At 70.2% G+C, this 16,232-nt stretch carries 15 protein-coding genes; 9 read left to right on the forward strand and 6 right to left on the reverse strand.

Features of this window, described 5'->3' with window-relative positions:
• Nucleotides 1–12: 12 nt before the first annotated feature.
• The 4 genes from ACN27F_RS27475 to ACN27F_RS27490 all read left to right on the forward strand — a co-directional run bounded on the left by ACN27F_RS27475 (nt 13) and on the right by ACN27F_RS27490 (nt 5,273).
• The gene (locus ACN27F_RS27475; RefSeq protein WP_421438257.1) at nt 13–930 is read left to right on the forward strand and encodes a ComEA family DNA-binding protein; all 918 of its coding nucleotides are present in this window, start codon (nt 13–15) and stop codon (nt 928–930) included.
• 29 nt (nt 931–959) lie between these two features.
• On the forward strand, nt 960–3,413 hold the full coding sequence (locus ACN27F_RS27480; protein WP_421440480.1) for a ComEC/Rec2 family competence protein: 2,454 nt from the start codon (nt 960–962) through the stop codon (nt 3,411–3,413).
• 118 nt (nt 3,414–3,531) lie between these two features.
• Nucleotides 3,532–4,509: a DNA polymerase III subunit delta gene (gene holA / locus ACN27F_RS27485; RefSeq protein ID WP_421438258.1), complete on the forward strand. Its 978-nt coding sequence runs from the start codon at nt 3,532–3,534 to the stop codon at nt 4,507–4,509.
• Nucleotides 4,506–5,273 (forward strand): hypothetical protein, encoded by a 768-nt coding sequence (locus tag ACN27F_RS27490; protein ID WP_421438260.1) that lies wholly within the window; start codon nt 4,506–4,508, stop codon nt 5,271–5,273. Before holA ends, ACN27F_RS27490 begins: the two co-directional genes overlap by 4 nt.
• A 74-nt stretch (nt 5,274–5,347) precedes the next feature.
• On the opposite strand, the gene rpsT is transcribed toward ACN27F_RS27490, so the two are convergent.
• Both rpsT and ACN27F_RS27500 read right to left on the reverse strand, forming a co-directional pair.
• The gene (gene rpsT, locus ACN27F_RS27495; protein WP_421438262.1) at nt 5,348–5,614 is read right to left on the reverse strand and encodes a 30S ribosomal protein S20; all 267 of its coding nucleotides are present in this window, start codon (nt 5,612–5,614) and stop codon (nt 5,348–5,350) included.
• Nucleotides 5,615–5,735: 121 nt separating this feature from the next.
• Nucleotides 5,736–6,800 carry a phosphotransferase family protein gene (locus tag ACN27F_RS27500; protein ID WP_421438263.1) on the reverse strand — a complete coding sequence of 355 codons (1,065 nt, stop codon included), beginning with the start codon at nt 6,798–6,800 and terminating at the stop codon, nt 5,736–5,738.
• 163 nt (nt 6,801–6,963) lie between these two features.
• Between ACN27F_RS27500 and lepA the strand changes: the two genes are divergently transcribed.
• From lepA to ACN27F_RS27515, 3 genes are all read left to right on the forward strand, one after another.
• Nucleotides 6,964–8,847, forward strand: coding sequence for a translation elongation factor 4 (gene lepA / locus ACN27F_RS27505; RefSeq protein WP_421438265.1), 1,884 nt, complete (start codon nt 6,964–6,966; stop codon nt 8,845–8,847).
• Nucleotides 8,844–9,437: an NUDIX hydrolase gene (locus ACN27F_RS27510; protein WP_421438266.1), complete on the forward strand. Its 594-nt coding sequence runs from the start codon at nt 8,844–8,846 to the stop codon at nt 9,435–9,437. The genes lepA and ACN27F_RS27510 overlap by 4 nt, the downstream gene beginning before the upstream one ends.
• Before the next feature lie 78 nt (nt 9,438–9,515).
• Nucleotides 9,516–9,794 carry a GlsB/YeaQ/YmgE family stress response membrane protein gene (locus tag ACN27F_RS27515; RefSeq protein ID WP_421438268.1) on the forward strand — a complete coding sequence of 93 codons (279 nt, stop codon included), beginning with the start codon at nt 9,516–9,518 and terminating at the stop codon, nt 9,792–9,794.
• 118 nt (nt 9,795–9,912) lie between these two features.
• On the opposite strand, the gene ACN27F_RS27520 is transcribed toward ACN27F_RS27515, so the two are convergent.
• The 3 genes from ACN27F_RS27520 to ACN27F_RS27530 all read right to left on the reverse strand — a co-directional run bounded on the left by ACN27F_RS27520 (nt 9,913) and on the right by ACN27F_RS27530 (nt 12,833).
• Nucleotides 9,913–10,815: a phytanoyl-CoA dioxygenase family protein gene (locus ACN27F_RS27520; RefSeq protein WP_421438270.1), complete on the reverse strand. Its 903-nt coding sequence runs from the start codon at nt 10,813–10,815 to the stop codon at nt 9,913–9,915.
• A 278-nt stretch (nt 10,816–11,093) separates the two neighbouring features.
• Nucleotides 11,094–11,984, reverse strand: coding sequence for a hypothetical protein (locus ACN27F_RS27525; protein WP_421438271.1), 891 nt, complete (start codon nt 11,982–11,984; stop codon nt 11,094–11,096).
• A 75-nt stretch (nt 11,985–12,059) separates the two neighbouring features.
• The gene (locus tag ACN27F_RS27530) at nt 12,060–12,833 is read right to left on the reverse strand and encodes an enoyl-CoA hydratase-related protein (protein WP_421440481.1); all 774 of its coding nucleotides are present in this window, start codon (nt 12,831–12,833) and stop codon (nt 12,060–12,062) included.
• Between the two features lie 54 nt (nt 12,834–12,887).
• On the opposite strand from ACN27F_RS27530, the gene hemW reads away from it, so the two are divergent.
• Nucleotides 12,888–14,114, forward strand: coding sequence for a radical SAM family heme chaperone HemW (gene hemW, locus ACN27F_RS27535; protein WP_421438272.1), 1,227 nt, complete (start codon nt 12,888–12,890; stop codon nt 14,112–14,114).
• Between the two features lie 57 nt (nt 14,115–14,171).
• Here hemW and ACN27F_RS27540 read toward each other — a convergent pair whose 3' ends face one another.
• A complete protein-coding gene (locus tag ACN27F_RS27540; RefSeq protein WP_421438274.1) occupies nt 14,172–14,765 on the reverse strand; it encodes a DUF4870 domain-containing protein in 594 nt (197 codons plus the stop codon).
• A 386-nt stretch (nt 14,766–15,151) separates the two neighbouring features.
• On the opposite strand from ACN27F_RS27540, the gene hrcA reads away from it, so the two are divergent.
• Complete coding sequence (gene hrcA, locus ACN27F_RS27545; protein WP_421438275.1) at nt 15,152–16,174, forward strand: heat-inducible transcriptional repressor HrcA; 1,023 nt, start codon at nt 15,152–15,154, stop codon at nt 16,172–16,174.
• Nucleotides 16,175–16,232: the final 58 nt, after the last annotated feature.

Consider the following 16,232-nt stretch of genomic DNA (forward strand, 5'->3'; position numbering starts at 1 on the left):
ACGTTTCGCCGCGTGACTCACGACGACATGGTCCGGCGACGGCTGGTGGAGTTGACCCGCACCTCACGCGGATGGCCGCCACCGGTCGACGGCCCCCGGTTCGGCGGCGATTCCGACGACCCGGTCTTGAGCGGGCTGGACGACTGCGGACCGGCGTCGGACCGGTCGGCCGTCGGCCGACCCGACTCGCCCGAGGCCGATCCCGATGGTGTCGCGCCGGTAGGAGCCGGGCCGGCCGGTCGGTCCGACGCGAGCTGGCGGTCGGCAGCGTTCGACCCGGGCCGGCGTGGCGTGAAAGCGCTCGCTGCCGTCGCCGTCGCCGTGGTCGTGGCTGCGGGCGTGGTCGCCTGGCGCTCGCGCCCCCGGGTCGAGCCGGTGGAGCCGGCGGGTCTGACCGTCGTCGAGACGGCGCCATCGGCGGCGGCCGGCTCCCCCCACCCCGGTGCGGCCGGCGACGGGTCGAGCGCCGATGACCGGCCAGACGAGTTGGTCGTCGCGGTCACGGGCCGGGTTCGCCGCCCCGGCCTTGTCCGGTTGCCGTCGGACGCCCGGGTCGCCGATGCCGTCGCCGCCGCCGGCGGCGCGTTGCCGGGCACCGACCTCGCCTGGCTGAATCTCGCCCGGCGGGTCGAGGACGGAGAACTGATCGCGGTCGGCGTCACCCCACCACCCGGCATGACGGTGGGCGGCGGTGCCGGATCGGGCGCCGTCGGCGGCACCGGTGCACACGGCACGTCGGGCAAGGTCGATCTCAACGCCGCCACCTCCCAGCAACTGGAGACGCTGCCGGGCGTCGGCCCCGTGCTGGCCCAGCGAATCATCGAGCACCGCGAGCGGACCGGTGGCTTCGCCTCCGTCGAGGATCTCCGCAAGGTCAGCGGGATCGGCGACACCCGCTTCGACCAACTCCGCGAGTTGGTGACGGTGTGACCGGACGGCCCGGGACGAACGGTAGCCAGATACCTGATCTACGGCTGACCGGCTTCGCCGTGGCCTGCTGGTCCGCGGTGTTCCTGGTGGTGCACACCTCCGCCCGACATGGTCTGCTGCTGTGCGCAGGCGCGGCGGCGACAGCCGTCGCCTGCCTGGTCGCAAGACGCTGCTGCGCACGTGCCACGGTCCGCGTCACACCGAGGGCCTTCCTCCGATCAGCGACAGGTTGGGCGGCGGTGGCCACCGCGCTCGGAGTCGTGTGCGGCGCGACAGCCGCTGCGGCCCAGGTCGCCGCGCGGGATTCCGAACCGTTGGCCGGCCTGGTCCGACAGCGGGCGGCGGTCGCGGTCGAATTGGTGATTCGCGACGATCCGCGTCAGCTCCGGTCTGCCGTGGCCGGCTCGCCGCTGTGGCTGGTTCCCACCCGGCTCCTGCGGCTCGGCCCGCCCGGCGGTTCCTTCGACACGGCGGCCGGTCCGGGTCCCGACTCTTCGGGCGGACCCGCGTACCAGCCTTTCGGGGCGAGCGGCCTTGTCGACCGGCTTACCGTGCCGGCCCGACTGCTGGTGCTCGGCACCAGCCGGGCCTGGGACGGGCTGCTGCCTGGCCAGCGGATCCGGATCGACGGCCGACTGACGCCGGCGCGCGGCGGTGACCTGACCGCGGGGGTAGTGTCCACAGCGGATGTACCGAAACTGGTTGGCGAGCCCGCCTGGGCGCAGCGGGCGGCCGGGGTGCTGCGCGCCGGGCTGCAGCGTGCCTGCACGCCGCTGCCCGACGAGCCAGGTGGCCTGCTGCCCGGACTTGTCGTAGGCGACGTCAGTCGCCTCGATCCCGGCGTCGACGAGGATTTCCGCGCTACCGGGCTCACCCACCTGACCGCCGTCAGCGGCTCCAACGTGGCGATCGTGGTCGGCGCGGTCCTGCTCGTCGTGCGCTGGTGCCGAGCGGGTCCGGCGCTGGCCGCAGTGGCCTGCGCGGTCGCGCTGGTCGGCTTCGTGATCCTCGCCCGGCCGTCACCCAGCGTCGTGCGGGCCGGGGTGATGGGCGCGATCGGCCTGCTGGCTCTGGCCACCGGCCGTCAGCGGGCGGCGCTGCCGGCACTGGCCGCGGCGGTAGCCGTGCTGGTGATGGTCGATGCACAACTCGCTACCGACCCTGGCTTCGCCTTGTCGGTGCTGGCCACGGGCGGCCTGCTGCTACTCGCTCCGCGCTGGCGGGACGCGCTGGTAGCCCGAGGAATGCCCGCCGGCGCGGCTGAGGCGCTCGCGATACCGGCGGCCGCGCAACTGGCGTGTACCCCGGTCGTCGCTGGCATCTCCGGCACGATCAGCCTGGTCGCGGTGCCGGCCAACCTGCTCGTGGTGCCGGCGATCGCCCCGGCGACGGTGCTCGGCGTCGCGACCGCCCTGCTGTCGACGGTCTGGCCCGCGGGCGCCGAGCTGGTGGCATGGCTGGCCAGCTGGCCGGTGTGGTGGCTGGTCCTGGTGTCCCGCTACGGTGCGCAGGTACCGGACGGGTCGTTGCCGTGGCCAGCCGGTGCCGCCGGTGCCCTCTCACTCGCCGCGCTGAGCCTGGCGGTGCTGATGCTGGCTCGGCGTCGGGCGGCCCGCCAAGTGCTGGTAGTGGTCGCGGTCGCGCTGACGGTCGGCGCGTTGCCAGTCCGGTTGGTCGCGTCCGGCTGGCCGCCGGCCGGTTGGGTGGTGGCGGTCTGCGCCGTCGGCCAAGGCGACATGGTGGTGCTGCCGGCCGGGCCCCGCTCCGCGATCGTGATCGATGCCGGGCCGGACCCCGGCGCAGCCGACCGCTGCCTGCGCCGGCTCGGCGTACGGGCCGTTCCGCTCCTGGTGGTCAGCCATTTCCACGCCGACCATGTGGCGGGGGTGAGCGGCGTCCTGCGCCACCGGAAGGTCGGCGCCGTGGCGACCACCGGCTGGCCCGAGCCGGTCGCCGGGCGAGACGCGGTGTATGCCGCGGCGGCGGCTCATGGGGCGGCGGTGGGTGCGGCACCGTACGGCTGGACGTACCGGCAGGGTGATGCCGAGCTGACGGTGCTCGGCCCGGCAACAGACTTCTCCGGGACCCGCTCGGATGCCAACAACAACTCCTTGCTGGCACTGGCCACGGTGCGCGGCATACGAATCCTGCTCACCGGCGATGCCGAGCACGACGCGCAGCGCGCGTTGCTGGACCGGTACGGCCCGGCCGGGCTACGAGCCGACGTGCTCAAGGTCGCACACCATGGATCCGGGTTCCAGGAGGTCGCCTTCCTGGACGCGGTGCGTCCGGCCGTCGCGCTCGTCCCGGTCGGTGCCGGCAACCGGTATGGGCACCCGGACCCGGGAGTACTGGCCCGACTGTCCGCCGCCGGGGCGCGGGTGCTGCGTACCGACGTCGACGGCGACTTGGCGGTGGTGCTTCGTGACGGCGGGCTCGCCGTGGTGACCCGGCAACTCGACGCGACCGACCGCTCCCGATGACCCGTCTTCGTAGCACACCTGAGGTAAATGTCCCTATTATCGTTCAGTGATCGAACAACTACGTAGCGGAGTATTGGGGGTTGTAGTGGCCGCTTCGACCCGTGCGAGTATGGCGGGCGTGAATCTTCCCGCGCTGCCCGCCGTCCTGCTCGTACTCGGAGACGAGGAACTGCTCGTCACCCGGGCGGTGACGGAAGCGATTCAAGCGGCCCGGGCCGTCGACGGCGAGGTGGACGTACGTGAGTACGAGGCCGGCGCGGTCAGTGCCGGTGAGGTAGCCGAGATGCTCAGCCCGTCGTTGTTCGGTGGCCGCCGGCTACTCGTCCTGCGCGGCGGCCAGGACGCACGCAAGGATTTGGTGGCGGCGCTGCTGGCCTATGCCAAGCAGCCGGATCCGGAGGTGACCCTGGTGGTCACCCACGCCGGCGGTGCTAAGGGTAAGGCCTTCGCCGACGGCCTGCGCACGTCGGGAGCGAGCGTGGCGCCGGCCAACAAGCTCAAAGGACACCGGGAACGGGCCGCCTTCGTCCGTGACGAATTTCGCCGGGCCGGTGGCCGGTGCACAGAGGACGCGGCCGAGGCGCTGCTCGCCGCGGTCGGCAACGACCTGCGCGAACTTTCCGCCGCCTGTACCCAGCTCATGGCCGATACCAGCGGCCGTGTCGACGCGGCCACAGTCGCCCGCTACTACCGGGGCCGCGCCGAGGTCAGCGGCTTCACCGTCGCGGATGCGGCGATCGTCGGCGACGTACCGGCCGCGCTGGAGGCACTGCGCTGGGCACTGCACGTCGGGGTCGATCCGGTGCCGATCGCCGACGCCCTCGCCGACGGCATCCGTACCGTGGCTCGCGTCGCGTCGGCCGGCCGTGGTAGCCCGTACCAGTTGGCCGGCAGTCTGGGCATGCCGGCCTGGAAGATCGAACGGGCGCAGCGACAGAGCCGGGGCTGGAGTCCGCAAGGGCTGGTCGATGCGATGCATGCGGCGGCCAGATGCAACGCCGAGGTCAAAGGCGGCTCGGACGATCGTGGGTATGCCCTGGAGCGTGCCGTCGTAGCGGTGGCGCATGCCCGCCAGGCTCTGGGCGACCAGCGGTGAGCAGCGTCGAGAGCCGGCAACGGCCCCGGCACGGTGGCGCGGACGGGTTGGCTCCGCTGCCCGAGCCAGGTGCTGACCGGCCACCGCGGTCCGGACCGATCGCGGAGGACCCGCCGCTGTCCCGGTCGGCCGTCGACGGATCGGGAGAGGTCGACGGATCGGGGGAGGAAGAACCCGTTCCGCTCTACGCGCAGGCCCTGCGCCTGCGGTACGTACGTCCGAGCGGCCTGGTCTGCCTGCTGTTTTTCGAAGGGAGTCTCGTCGCGGGCGGTCTGCTCGCACTGGCCGAGCTGATTCCGTGGTGGGGGGTGCTGATCATGCCCGCGGCGGTGGCGGTCATGGTGAAGCTGAACGACGTCGTGGCCGGGGCGGTCGAGCGATCGGCCGACGCCGTGCCCGGGCAGGAACAGGAGCTGTTCCGGCGACGTCTGGTGCCGGCCGTCGGGGGCATGTCACGACCGACCGCCGCGACGACGGCAGTGGTCGACGGCGCACCTGGAATCCGGATCCGCCGACTCGGCGATGCCCATACCGAGGCGACCCTCGCAGCTACCCGTGCCGCACTGGCCGGGCCCACCGTCTTCCTGGAGACCCTGCCGCAGGAGTCGATCCAGAATTCGATCGCCGCGTTACGGGCACCGACCGTTCTGCTCGACGCCGTACAACCAACAGCCGACGTCGGAGCCGGCCGAGGAAACGCGGACCGCAAAGAGGTGGGCCAGGAAAACGTTGCTACGGAAACACCGACTGGCACCAGCGGATGACGCTTCGTTGGTGCCAGTCGTATGAGTCCTCGGTGGTGCCGATGAACCACGGGCACCACCGGCGGTAGCGCCCGTCAGGACGAGGCCGACTGCAGGCGCTTGGCAATGGCCGACTTGCGGTTGGCGGCCTGGTTCTTGTGGATCACGCCCTTGCTGACCGCCTTGTCCAGCTTGCGACTGGCCGCCCGCAGCAGGGCGGTGGCCTGCTCGGCGTCGCCGTTGGCGGTGGCCTCGTTGAACTTGCGGACGGCGGTCTTCAGCTCCGACTTGACCGACTTGTTCCGCAGCCGGCGCTTCTCGTTCTGCCGGTTGCGCTTGATCTGGGACTTGATGTTCGCCACGCGACAGCCTCGCCCTGCTCATCCGAAATCGAACTACGAAATTGAAACTCACGACCTGGTAGTGGTCAGCGGCACGCACTGACCGCACGCGTCGCCACGCGCGAAGAGACAGACTACCAGCTCAGTCGCTCGGCGGCCAAAGCGGGTTCGGCCAACCGCGTCGCGCGGCCAGCCAGGCCAGCGCCGTCTCACCGCTGAACCGCTGGTGGGCGCGGGCGTGTGGGGACGCTCCGGTCGGTCCGGCCGCCGAGCGGGTCAGCCAGTAGCCGGACAGCGCGGCCAAGGCGGCGTCCAGCCCGCCGGCGGGCGCCTGAGCACCAGTGGGATGGGCGGTGAACAGGGCATCGGCATCCAGTCCGCTGGCGTACGCGGTCACCAGCAGGCTCGCCGTGTCGAACCAGGCCGGACCATGGCACACCCAGGTCCAGTCGCAGATCCAGCCCATTCCGGCCCGATCGACGAGGACGTTGTCCAGCCGCAGGTCCCCATGGATGACGCCGCTGTCGCGGACCAGCTCCGGCAGCGCGGCCTCCAGCCCGGCCAGGTCGGCCAGTTGCCGCCGGCTGAGTCCGCCGTGCCGGCCGGGACTGACCTGGGGTCCGCCGGTCCCGTCGGCCACCCCGGCCGTCGCCCATGACGGGGCCGGCTCCCGGCCGAGGGCGATCTCCTGCCACCAGGCCAGGTCCGCCCGGGCGAGGTCGGCCAACTGCGGCAGACCGAGGCCGACCAGGCCGTCCGGTGCACGACGCAACGCCTGCGCCGCACTGGCCCAGGCGGCGAGCGCCGCGTCGAGTTCGCCCGGCACCCACGGCAGCGCCGGCACCCGCCCGTCGACAGCATCGAGGCAGAGCACGAAGTACCCCGCCGTGGTGAGTGTCCAGCGAGGTCGGGCCGCCGGTACGCCGACCGGCAGTTCGGCGGTCAGCGCCGCTTCCCGGGCGTACCAGTCGCTGAGATGTCGCTGTTCGACCAGTGACGCCGCCTTGACGAACACCCGCTCACCCGCGGCGGTGGTCAGCACCGCCGCGAATCCGCGGGTGAACCCGCCGCCGGCGCTCGTCGCCCAGGTCACCGGGCTGCCGAGGCGTCCGGCTATCGCCGAGCGCAACTCGGTCGGCAGGTCGGCCCAGGTCGGCCGGACCGCTGTCGCGTCGTACTGGATCGCAGGCAACCGCACTGTAGCCACCTACCTATCCTGCCGTGCCCGATCGCGTTCGCCCCACATCTGCGCGCGGGGAGCGATTCGTGCCGCCCGTGCCGCCGCTGGAGTGATCAGGGCGTGGGAACATAGGGTACGGCTGGCGGCGACGTCGGCCCCGACGTACTCCAGCCGAGCAGAACGGACCACCGTGCCACCGACGCCCGAGCCCGGCGTGAACGCCCCTGGCGCCACCGATCCCGGCCGCATCAGGAACTTCTGCATCATCGCTCACATCGACCACGGTAAGTCGACCTTGGCGGACCGGATGCTCCAGCTGACCGAGGTCGTGGACCCTCGGCAGATGCGTGCGCAGTACCTCGACCGGATGGACATCGAGCGGGAACGCGGGATCACGATCAAGAGCCAGGCGGTACGGATGCCGTGGACCATCCGTGCGGGTGACCGCCAGGGCGAGTCAGCGGTGCTCAACATGATCGACACTCCGGGGCACGTGGACTTCACCTACGAGGTGTCCCGCTCACTCGCGGCCTGCGAAGGCGCGGTGCTGCTGGTCGACGCGGCCCAGGGGATCGAGGCGCAGACCCTGGCCAACCTCTACCTGGCGCTGGAGAACGACCTGCACATCATCCCCGTCCTGAACAAGATCGATCTGCCGGCCGCGCAGCCGGACAAGTACGCCGAGGAGCTGGCCCATCTGATCGGCGGCGACCCGAGCGACTGCATCCGGGTCTCGGGCAAGACCGGCGAGGGGGTGCCGCACCTGCTCGACGAGATCGTCCGGCAGTTCAGCTCGCCGGTCGGGGACGCGCAGGCAGCCGCCCGTGCCATGATCTTCGATTCGGTGTACGACGTCTACCGCGGCGTGGTGACCTACGTCCGGGTGATCGACGGGCGGATCGAGGCGCGTGACCGGATCAAGATGATGTCCACCGGAGCCTCGCACGAGCTGCTGGAGATCGGGGTGATCTCGCCAGAGATGATCAAGGCCGAGGCCCTCGGCGTGGGGGAGGTGGGGTACCTCATCACCGGCGTCAAGGACGTCCGGCAGTCCCGTGTCGGTGACACGGTCACCATCAACAGCCGGCCGGCGGGTGAGCCGCTGGGCGGTTACAAGGATCCCCGGCCGATGGTCTACTCGGGGCTCTACCCGATCGACGGCTCGGACTATCCCGCGTTGCGGGAGGCCTTGGACAAGCTCAAACTCAACGACGCGGCGTTGACCTACGAACCGGAGACCTCGGGCGCGCTCGGCTTCGGGTTCCGCTGCGGCTTCCTCGGCCTGCTGCACCTGGAGATCATCCGGGAGCGGCTGGAGCGGGAGTTCAACCTCGACCTGATCTCGACCGCGCCGAACGTCGTCTACCGGGTGGTGATGGAGGACGCCGTCACCGCCACCGTCACCAACCCCAGCGAGTACCCGACCGGCAAGATCGCCGAGGTGTACGAGCCCATCGTGCGGGCGACGGTGCTCACGCCCACCGACTTCGTCGGCGCGGTGATGGAACTGTGCCAGGGCCGACGCGGGTCGTTGCAGGGCATGGACTACCTGTCGGCCGACCGGGTCGAGCTGCGCTACACGCTACCGCTCGCCGAGATCATCTTCGACTTCTTCGACCAGCTGAAGAGCCGCACCAAGGGGTACGCCTCACTGGACTACGAGCCCTCCGGCGAACAACCGTCCGATCTGGTCAAGGTCGACATCCTGCTGCACGGTGAGCCGGTGGACGCGTTCAGCGCCATCGTGCACAAGGACAAGGCGTACAGCTACGGCACCACCATCGCGGCGAAGCTGCGCGGGCTCATCCCGCGCCAGCAGTTCGAGGTACCGATCCAGGCGGCCATCGGCAGCCGGGTGATCGCCCGGGAGACGATTCGAGCGATCCGCAAGGACGTGCTGGCCAAGTGTTACGGCGGTGACATCACCCGCAAGCGCAAACTGCTGGAGAAGCAGAAGGAAGGCAAACGACGGATGAAGATGGTCGGCCGGGTGGAGGTCCCGCAGGAAGCCTTCATCGCCGCCCTGTCCACCTCCGACGGTGGCGGGGACGGCAAATCCGGCGGCAAGCGGTGACCGAGGCCGTGACCGCTCGTGGGTACGGCCCCGGCGCGGCCTATTGCCCGCGGTGTGCGGCGAAGCTGCCCGGCCCGCCACCCGTCTGCTGCCGTAGCTGCGACTACGAACTGTTCCACAACGCCCGGCCGGCGGTGAACGTGATCCTGGTGGACCACACCGGCACCCGGTTCCTGGCCAACCGGCGGGCCAAGGATCCGCGGGCGGGCCGGTGGGAAACCCCGGGCGGGTTCTGCGACGGCGCCGAGCACCCCCGCGCGGCTGCCCTGCGCGAGTGCCGCGAGGAACTGGGCGTCGACGTCGAGCTCGGCGAGCTGATCGGCATGTACCTGGGTGAGTACGAGTTCCAGCAGGAGTTGCTGACCGTACTCGAATGCTTCTATTTGGCCACGATCCGCACCGGCCGGATACGGCTCGACCCGACGGAGGCGAGTGAGGCTTCCTGGTTCGCGTTGGCCGACCCGCCGCCGCTGGCGTTCGCCACGATGGACGCGGCGGTACGCGACGCGGCGCGACGACATGCGGTGGTAGGGCGCACGGGCGCACGGGACATCTGCTCACTGGACGTGACGGCATCCTCCGGACGGTGAACCGGTTTGGTGGCGGTGATGGCCGGGAACATAGCGGTCACCAACACACCAAGACATCTCCGGCAAGGAGGAGGAGCAATGACTGTAACCGGCATCATCACGGCGCTCATCGTCGGCCTGATCATCGGCGCGCTCGGCCGACTGGTCGTACCCGGCAAGCAGAACATCCCGATCTGGCTGACCATGCTGATCGGCGTCGGTGCCGCGCTGCTGGGTACCGTCATCGCCCGGGGTGCTGGCTTCGCCACCACCAACGGGTTCGACTGGCGTGAGTTCTTCGTGCAGGTGATCCTCGCGGCGGTGGGCGTCGCGCTGGTCGTCGGGGCCACCGGTCGTCGTAGCGTGAGTCGCTACTGACCGTGCCGGTAGCCCTCACCGGCACCGGCGTCGCGAAATGGCAGTGGACCGGGCCGGTGCCCGGTGACCGTCCGGCAACGGTGCCCGGCGGTCACCGGGCACCGGCCCGCTTCGTCGGTCAGCGCAGCCAAGGAATACTGCGATCGAGCAGCCCGCGTTCCGTGAGTTGCTTGCGCAGCGGGATCTCGTCGTCGATGTACCCGTTCCAGTTGATGCCCCAGTAGTTGGCGGTGTGCGTGCCCTCACCGAGCAGTTGGCGTTGCACGGCGTCACGGTTGGCCCACCACTGAGCATTCTTGTCGATCCGTATGTCGTCCAGCGGCCGGATCCAGCGGTACGTGTAGCCGATGAAGAGCATCTTGCGGGTGATCGTGGACAGGTTGGTCGACCGGGAGTGCCACTGGCGGCGATCGAAGACGAACGCGTCGCCCGGATTGGCCGTGATCTCGACGGTGCCTGCCGGATCCGAATTGTGCACCGTCACCTCGTCGGGCCGGGGCAGTGAATTCCACAGATGGCTACCCGGAATAACCTTGGTGGCGCCCCGTCCGTTTCGCGATAGATCGGACAGGACGTAGGCTACCTTCAACGAGAACATCGGCCGTGGCAGGTTCGGGTCCATCGTCTCCGGATCGGAGTTCTGTCGGTATCCGTCCTGGTGCCAGCCCCAGTAGGGCTTCTCCGGCTCGTGCGCCGGCGGTGTCACGTCGAGATGATTGTGATGAGTGTAGATGTTCCAGCCGGCGAGACCCCACATGTACGGAAATACGATCGGGTGGGTCAGCAGATCGCCGAAGAGTTCGTCGCGCTCCAGGAAGCCGAGTAGGTGCAGGGTGCCGTCGGCAGTGGTGTTGCCGGCCGCCGTCTCCTCGGCGTACACCCGGTCCACGGCTGCCTCCAGCGCGGCGCGGTGCTGTTCGGTCAGCACGTTGCGCAGCAGTACGAAACCCTGCTCGTGAAATTCCTTCCGTTCGGTGTCGCCGATCGCCTCGTAACCGGTTAGCCCACCGTAATCGAACACAGGTTTTCCCGTTCCGTCGAGTTGTGCAAGCCGGATATCCGGTTTCCTACGAACGGCGATGGTAGCCCGGTCAGCTCAAAGCTTCATCTGCTGCGGCTGTGCGAAATGTTGATACTGGGTGCGTTCGGGTCCGACTTCGTGGCGTACCGTGATGGCGATTTCACTCGCTGGTCGCGGCCGTGTCGGTTTTGTCGATGGTGTAGGCCCCGATGCCCGATTTTGCGCGACCGTCTCGTAAGTCCTGCCGCCGGACGGCCAATTATGTTGTGGGCGGACGATCAGGCGAAGAGTTCTGCGGTCACTTGTTCCGTCTCGCCGACGGTGCCGGAAACCGGCCTCCAGTCGCCGCCTTCGGCTGTCCATTCCTGATCAGCGAAAGTGACCTTTTTTACGCCGTGATCCGTGGCGTGTGAAACCAGCCAATGTGCGTAGCGCCAACCGTCGCGCGCCTGTTCGACCGGCAAACTCACTGTCGGGGACTCCAGGCTCGGAAACAGCGTCTCCAACTCTCCCCAGTCGAGCCGCAGGCCGTCCGCCAACGCCGCCAGCGCCTCGGCGCCACGCATCGCCGGGTCACCGCTCACCGTGCAGGCCACGGCCCCGGTCGCCGCACCGAGCAGCGCCAGCGTCAACACCTGTGACTCGTCGGTCCACTTCTCGTACGCCTCGGGGAAAGCCGATCGCTGTACGGCCTGCGCCGCATCCGTGACCCGCATGTCCTCCCAGCCGCGAACCCGCTCCAGGGCCGTGTAGAAGGCGTTGGTGGCGTACCGGGTGTCCCGGATCTGTTCCACCGTGCCCCATCCCTGGCTGGGCCGCTGCTGGAACAGACCCACCGAGTCCCGGTCCCCGCCGGCGAGGTTGCGCAGTTTCGATTCCTGAAAGCCGGTCGCCAGCGCCACCACCACCGCCTGCGGGGGCAGCCCGCGCCGTACCCCGATCGCGGCGATCGTGGCGGCGTGCGCCATCTGCTCGGGATCGAGCGAGACCCGCCGCAGCTGCCCGGTGCCGGCACCGGGCAGCGTCTCGGGCAGCTCGACCGTGCAACCGTGCCCTGCGCCGGGTAACGAGAACCGGCCGATCCACCGGCCGAGTCCGGCCCCACCGAGCAGGGCGACCACCACCAGCACAGCGGCCAACGCCACCATGGTCCGAGCTCGCACCGTCACCCCCAAGCGAAGTGCTGGGACCCTTGGTACACCAGTGACGGATGCAACGTCCAGCCGAGCCGGGTCGGTCCTGGGTTACCCGGTCTGCGCGGCTGGTACCCACCACGGATCACGCTTGTCGCGGAACGCCTGAACTCCCTCCCGGCCCTCGTCGGACAGGAAGTAGCCGGTCGACAACTCGCGCAGCGGCCCGACGTCGGCACGCACCCCGGCCGCCGGTACCCGGCTCAGCAACTGCTTGGTGCCGGTCAGCGCACCCGGTGCGCCGCGGCACAGTGCGGCACAGCACTCGGCCACCGCCGCGTCGAGCCGGTCGGTGGGCACCGCCGTGGTGACCAGGCCGATCTGCTCGGCGCGCGCTCCGTCGAAGACCTCACCGGTGAGGTAGAGCCGTGCGGCCGCCCTGGGTTGCAGGCGGCGTAGCACGGTGGCCGAGATCACCGCCGGGACGACACCGAGACGGACCTCGGTGAAGGCGAAGGTGGCGGTCTCGGCGCAGATGGCGATGTCCGCTGCGGCGATCAGCCCGAGCCCGCCGGCCCGAGCCGGGCCGGCGATCTTGGCCACCACCGGCTTCGGACATTCCCAGACGGCTGCCAGGACGTCACCGAGCATCGCGACCGGCACCTGCCGGGAGGCGTACGCGGCCGCGGTCTCCTTCAGATCCGCCCCGGAGCAGAAGACCGGGCCGGTGTGGTCGAGCACCACCGCCCGTACCCGGGGGTCGGCTGTCGCGGTGGCCAACGCGGCCAGCAACTCGGTCATCAGCGGCGTGGACAGCGCGTTGCGGTTGGCCGGGCTGTCCAGGGTCAACGTGGCGATCCCGCCGGCGGTGGCCGTACCGATCATGGGCTGCGTGGACCTGTTGGGTCGGGGCTCGTCCATGCCGGCACACTAGTTGCCATGCCAGGTCCGCTTCCTGCCGGTGCACCGGTGCCCGCCGACGGCGCGTTGCCCCCGTCCGCTCTGACCGCCGGTGCCGGCCGGCACGGGTTCGGGGTGTACCTGCACGTGCCGTTCTGCGCGGCGCGCTGCGGATACTGCGACTTCAACACCTACACCCCGGCGGAGTTGGGTGGTGCCGTCCCGACCGGGGACTATCTGCAGGCCGTGCTGGCCGAGCTCGAACTGGCCGCCAAGGTCCTCGCACCGCAGCCGCCCCGTCGGGTCGACACCGTCTTCGTCGGCGGCGGTACGCCGACGCTGCTGCCTACCGACGATCTCGCCCGGCTGCTCGACGCGATCGACCGGACCTGGGGTCTGTCGGCCGGCGCGGAGATCACCACCGAGGCGAATCCCGAGTCGGTCACCCCCGACTCGCTGGGAGCGTTGCGCCGGGCCGGCTACACCCGGATCTCGCTCGGCATGCAGTCCGCCGCACCGGCGGTGCTCGCCGTGCTGGACCGCCGCCATACCGCCGGCCGGGCGGTGCGCGCCGCCGAGGAGGCGCGGGCTGCGGGCTTCGCGCACGTCAACCTCGACCTGATCTACGGTACGCCGGGGGAGCGCGCCGAGGACTTCGCGGCCTCGTTGGCGGCGGTGGTGGCGGCGGGTGTGGATCACGTCAGCGCGTACGCGCTGATCGCCGAGGAGGGCACCGCGCTGGCCGCCCGGATGCGTCGCGGGGAGCTGCCCTATCCCGACGACGACGTGGCGGCCGACCGCTACCTTGCGGCCGACGCCGCCCTCGGCGCGGCCGGCTTCGGCTGGTACGAGGTGTCGAACTGGGCCCGGTCGGTGTCCGGGCGGTGCCGGCACAACCTGCTCTACTGGACCGGTGGTGACTGGTGGGGACTTGGTCCGGGCGCGCACAGCCACGTCGGCGGCGTGCGTTGGTGGAACGTCAAGCACCCGGCCGAGTACACCCGCCGGCTGGCGGCCGGGCGGTCGCCGGGCCACGGCCGGGAACTGCTCACCGACGCCGACCAGCGGGTCGAGGCGGTAATGCTGCGATTGCGACTGGTCAGTGGGCTGCCGACGCACCAGCTGACACCCAGCGGCCGGGCGGCGGCCGGCCGGGCGGCGGCCGCCGGCCTGCTCGACGCGGAGGCGTTGGCCGCCGGACAGGCGATACTCACGCTGCGTGGTCGACTGCTGGCCGACGCGGTGGTCCGTGACCTGCTGCCGTGACCGGCGTGACCGGCGTGGCCCCGGGCCGGGCGAGCCGACGCCGGGGCCACGCGGGCATCACTTGATGAAGTTCGCCGACATCGGGTACTTGTAGAGGCTGCCTTCGTTGGCTTTGACGCCAGCGATGATCCCGAAGACGATCTGGATGGCGAACACCACCAGACTCGGGATGAACAGCAGGCACCAGCTGACGAACAGCATCACGAAGGCGATCGCCGACCACAGGATCTGGAAGTTGAGCGCGGCCAGCGCGTGCGCCTTCACCGTCGGCGACTGCTGGCCCTTGGCCAGGTAGGCGATCAGCGGACCGACGAAACCGAGCGGACCGAAGCTGATGAACGCGCCGAGCGCGCCGCCGAAGTGGGCGACCAGTGCCCAGGTCTTCTCGTCGTTCGTGGCATAGCCGGCCGGGGGTGGACCTCCGTACGCCGGACCGCCGGGTGGGTATCCGCCACCCGGCGGCGGGTAGCCCCCAGGCGGCGGATACCCGCCGGGCGGCGGTGGGCTCTCGCCGCCGGGCGGCGGGTGGTATCCGGGAGAGGAGGCCTCGCCCGGCATCGAGTAGGACCCTGGGGGTGGGGGCGGGGAGGTCGGATCCGGCGGAGTGCCGCCGGGGCCGTTTTCCCCTGGTGGGCGAGGTGGTTCAGTCATGTCCGACACGGTAGGGGGACGAATCAAGACATGCCAGCTAGCCCCGCCGATGATTTGCTGGCGTACGGCGATTTGTCCTGGCCGGAAGGCGGCTGCGGACCGGTCGACGGCCTGTTGCGTGAGCTTGACGTGATCGGCTGATCACACCCGGCATCGGGGTGCCAATTCTGATCATATTTGACCCTATTCGGCACCTGGTCCCGGAAACCGATCATCGCCTCACCGTCCCGGGCGACGTATGCTGGCACTCACGGCCGGCGAGTGCCAGCACCCGGACCGGGGCCCGCGCCGGTTCGTGACGCGCCGACACGATGACCCGGTCGTGACTCGGTCCGTGTCCGGCCCGGTCGGCAGTGTCGGGTTGCCGACATCGGAGGGGGTGGAAGGTGGGTCTCGACGACCGCAAGCTCGACGTGCTCCGGGCAATTGTCGAGGACTACGTCGCCACCCAGGAGCCGGTCGGCAGCAGGGCGTTGGTCGAGCGGCACCAACTCGGCGTCTCGCCGGCTACCGTTCGTAACGACATGGCAGTGCTGGAGGAGGAGGGCTACATCCGTCAACCGCACACCAGCGCCGGGCGGGTGCCGACCGACCGGGGATACCGGCTCTTCGTCGACCGGCTGTCCCGGGTCAAACCGCTCAGCCCGGCCGAGCGGCGGGCGATCGAGCGCTTCCTGGCCGGTGCGGTCGATCTCGACGACGTGGTGCACCGGACCGTCCGGCTGCTCGCCCAGCTCACCCGGCAGGTCGCCGTCGTGCAGTATCCGAGCCTGTCCCGGTCCGCTGTTCGTCACCTGGAGTTGGTGCCGATTTCGACCACCCGGCTGATGCTGGTGCTGATCGTCGACACCGGCCGGGTCGAGCAGCGGCTGGTCGAACTTCCCGCACCGATCTCCGCCGAGGATGTGACCGATCTGCGGCGGCTCGCCAACGAGAAACTCGGCGGATGTCGGCTCTCCGACACGCCGCCGCTGGTCCAGGCACTGGTCGACGAGGCGTCGCCGGCGCTGCGACCAGCGATGACTACGCTGTCCACGGTGTTGCTGGAGACTCTGGTCGAGCGGCACGAGGAGCGCATTGCGTTGGCCGGGACCGCTAACCTGGCCAGGGGGGGACTTCTCGACTTCCAAGGCTCCCTGCGTCCGATACTGGAGGCACTGGAGGAGGAGGTCATCCTGCTCAAGCTGATCGGCGAGGCCGAGCCAAGCACACTGCGGGTGCGCATCGGCGACGAGAACGAGATCGACAACCTGCGGGCCGCCTCAGTCGTCAGCACCGGATACGGCCCAGGCGCCACGATCGTGGCCGGCCTCGGGGTGCTCGGCCCCACCCGGATGGACTACCCCGGCACCATCGCCACGGTCCGAGCCGTGGCACGCTACGTCGGTGATCTGCTGGCGCAGAACTGACCGGCGAGCAAATACCGACCTACCCGGCGAACTGCACACGCGAGACTGACACATGAGG

Source organism: Solwaraspora sp. WMMB335 (assembly GCF_049179075.1).
GTDB lineage: Bacteria > Actinomycetota > Actinomycetes > Mycobacteriales > Micromonosporaceae > Micromonospora_E.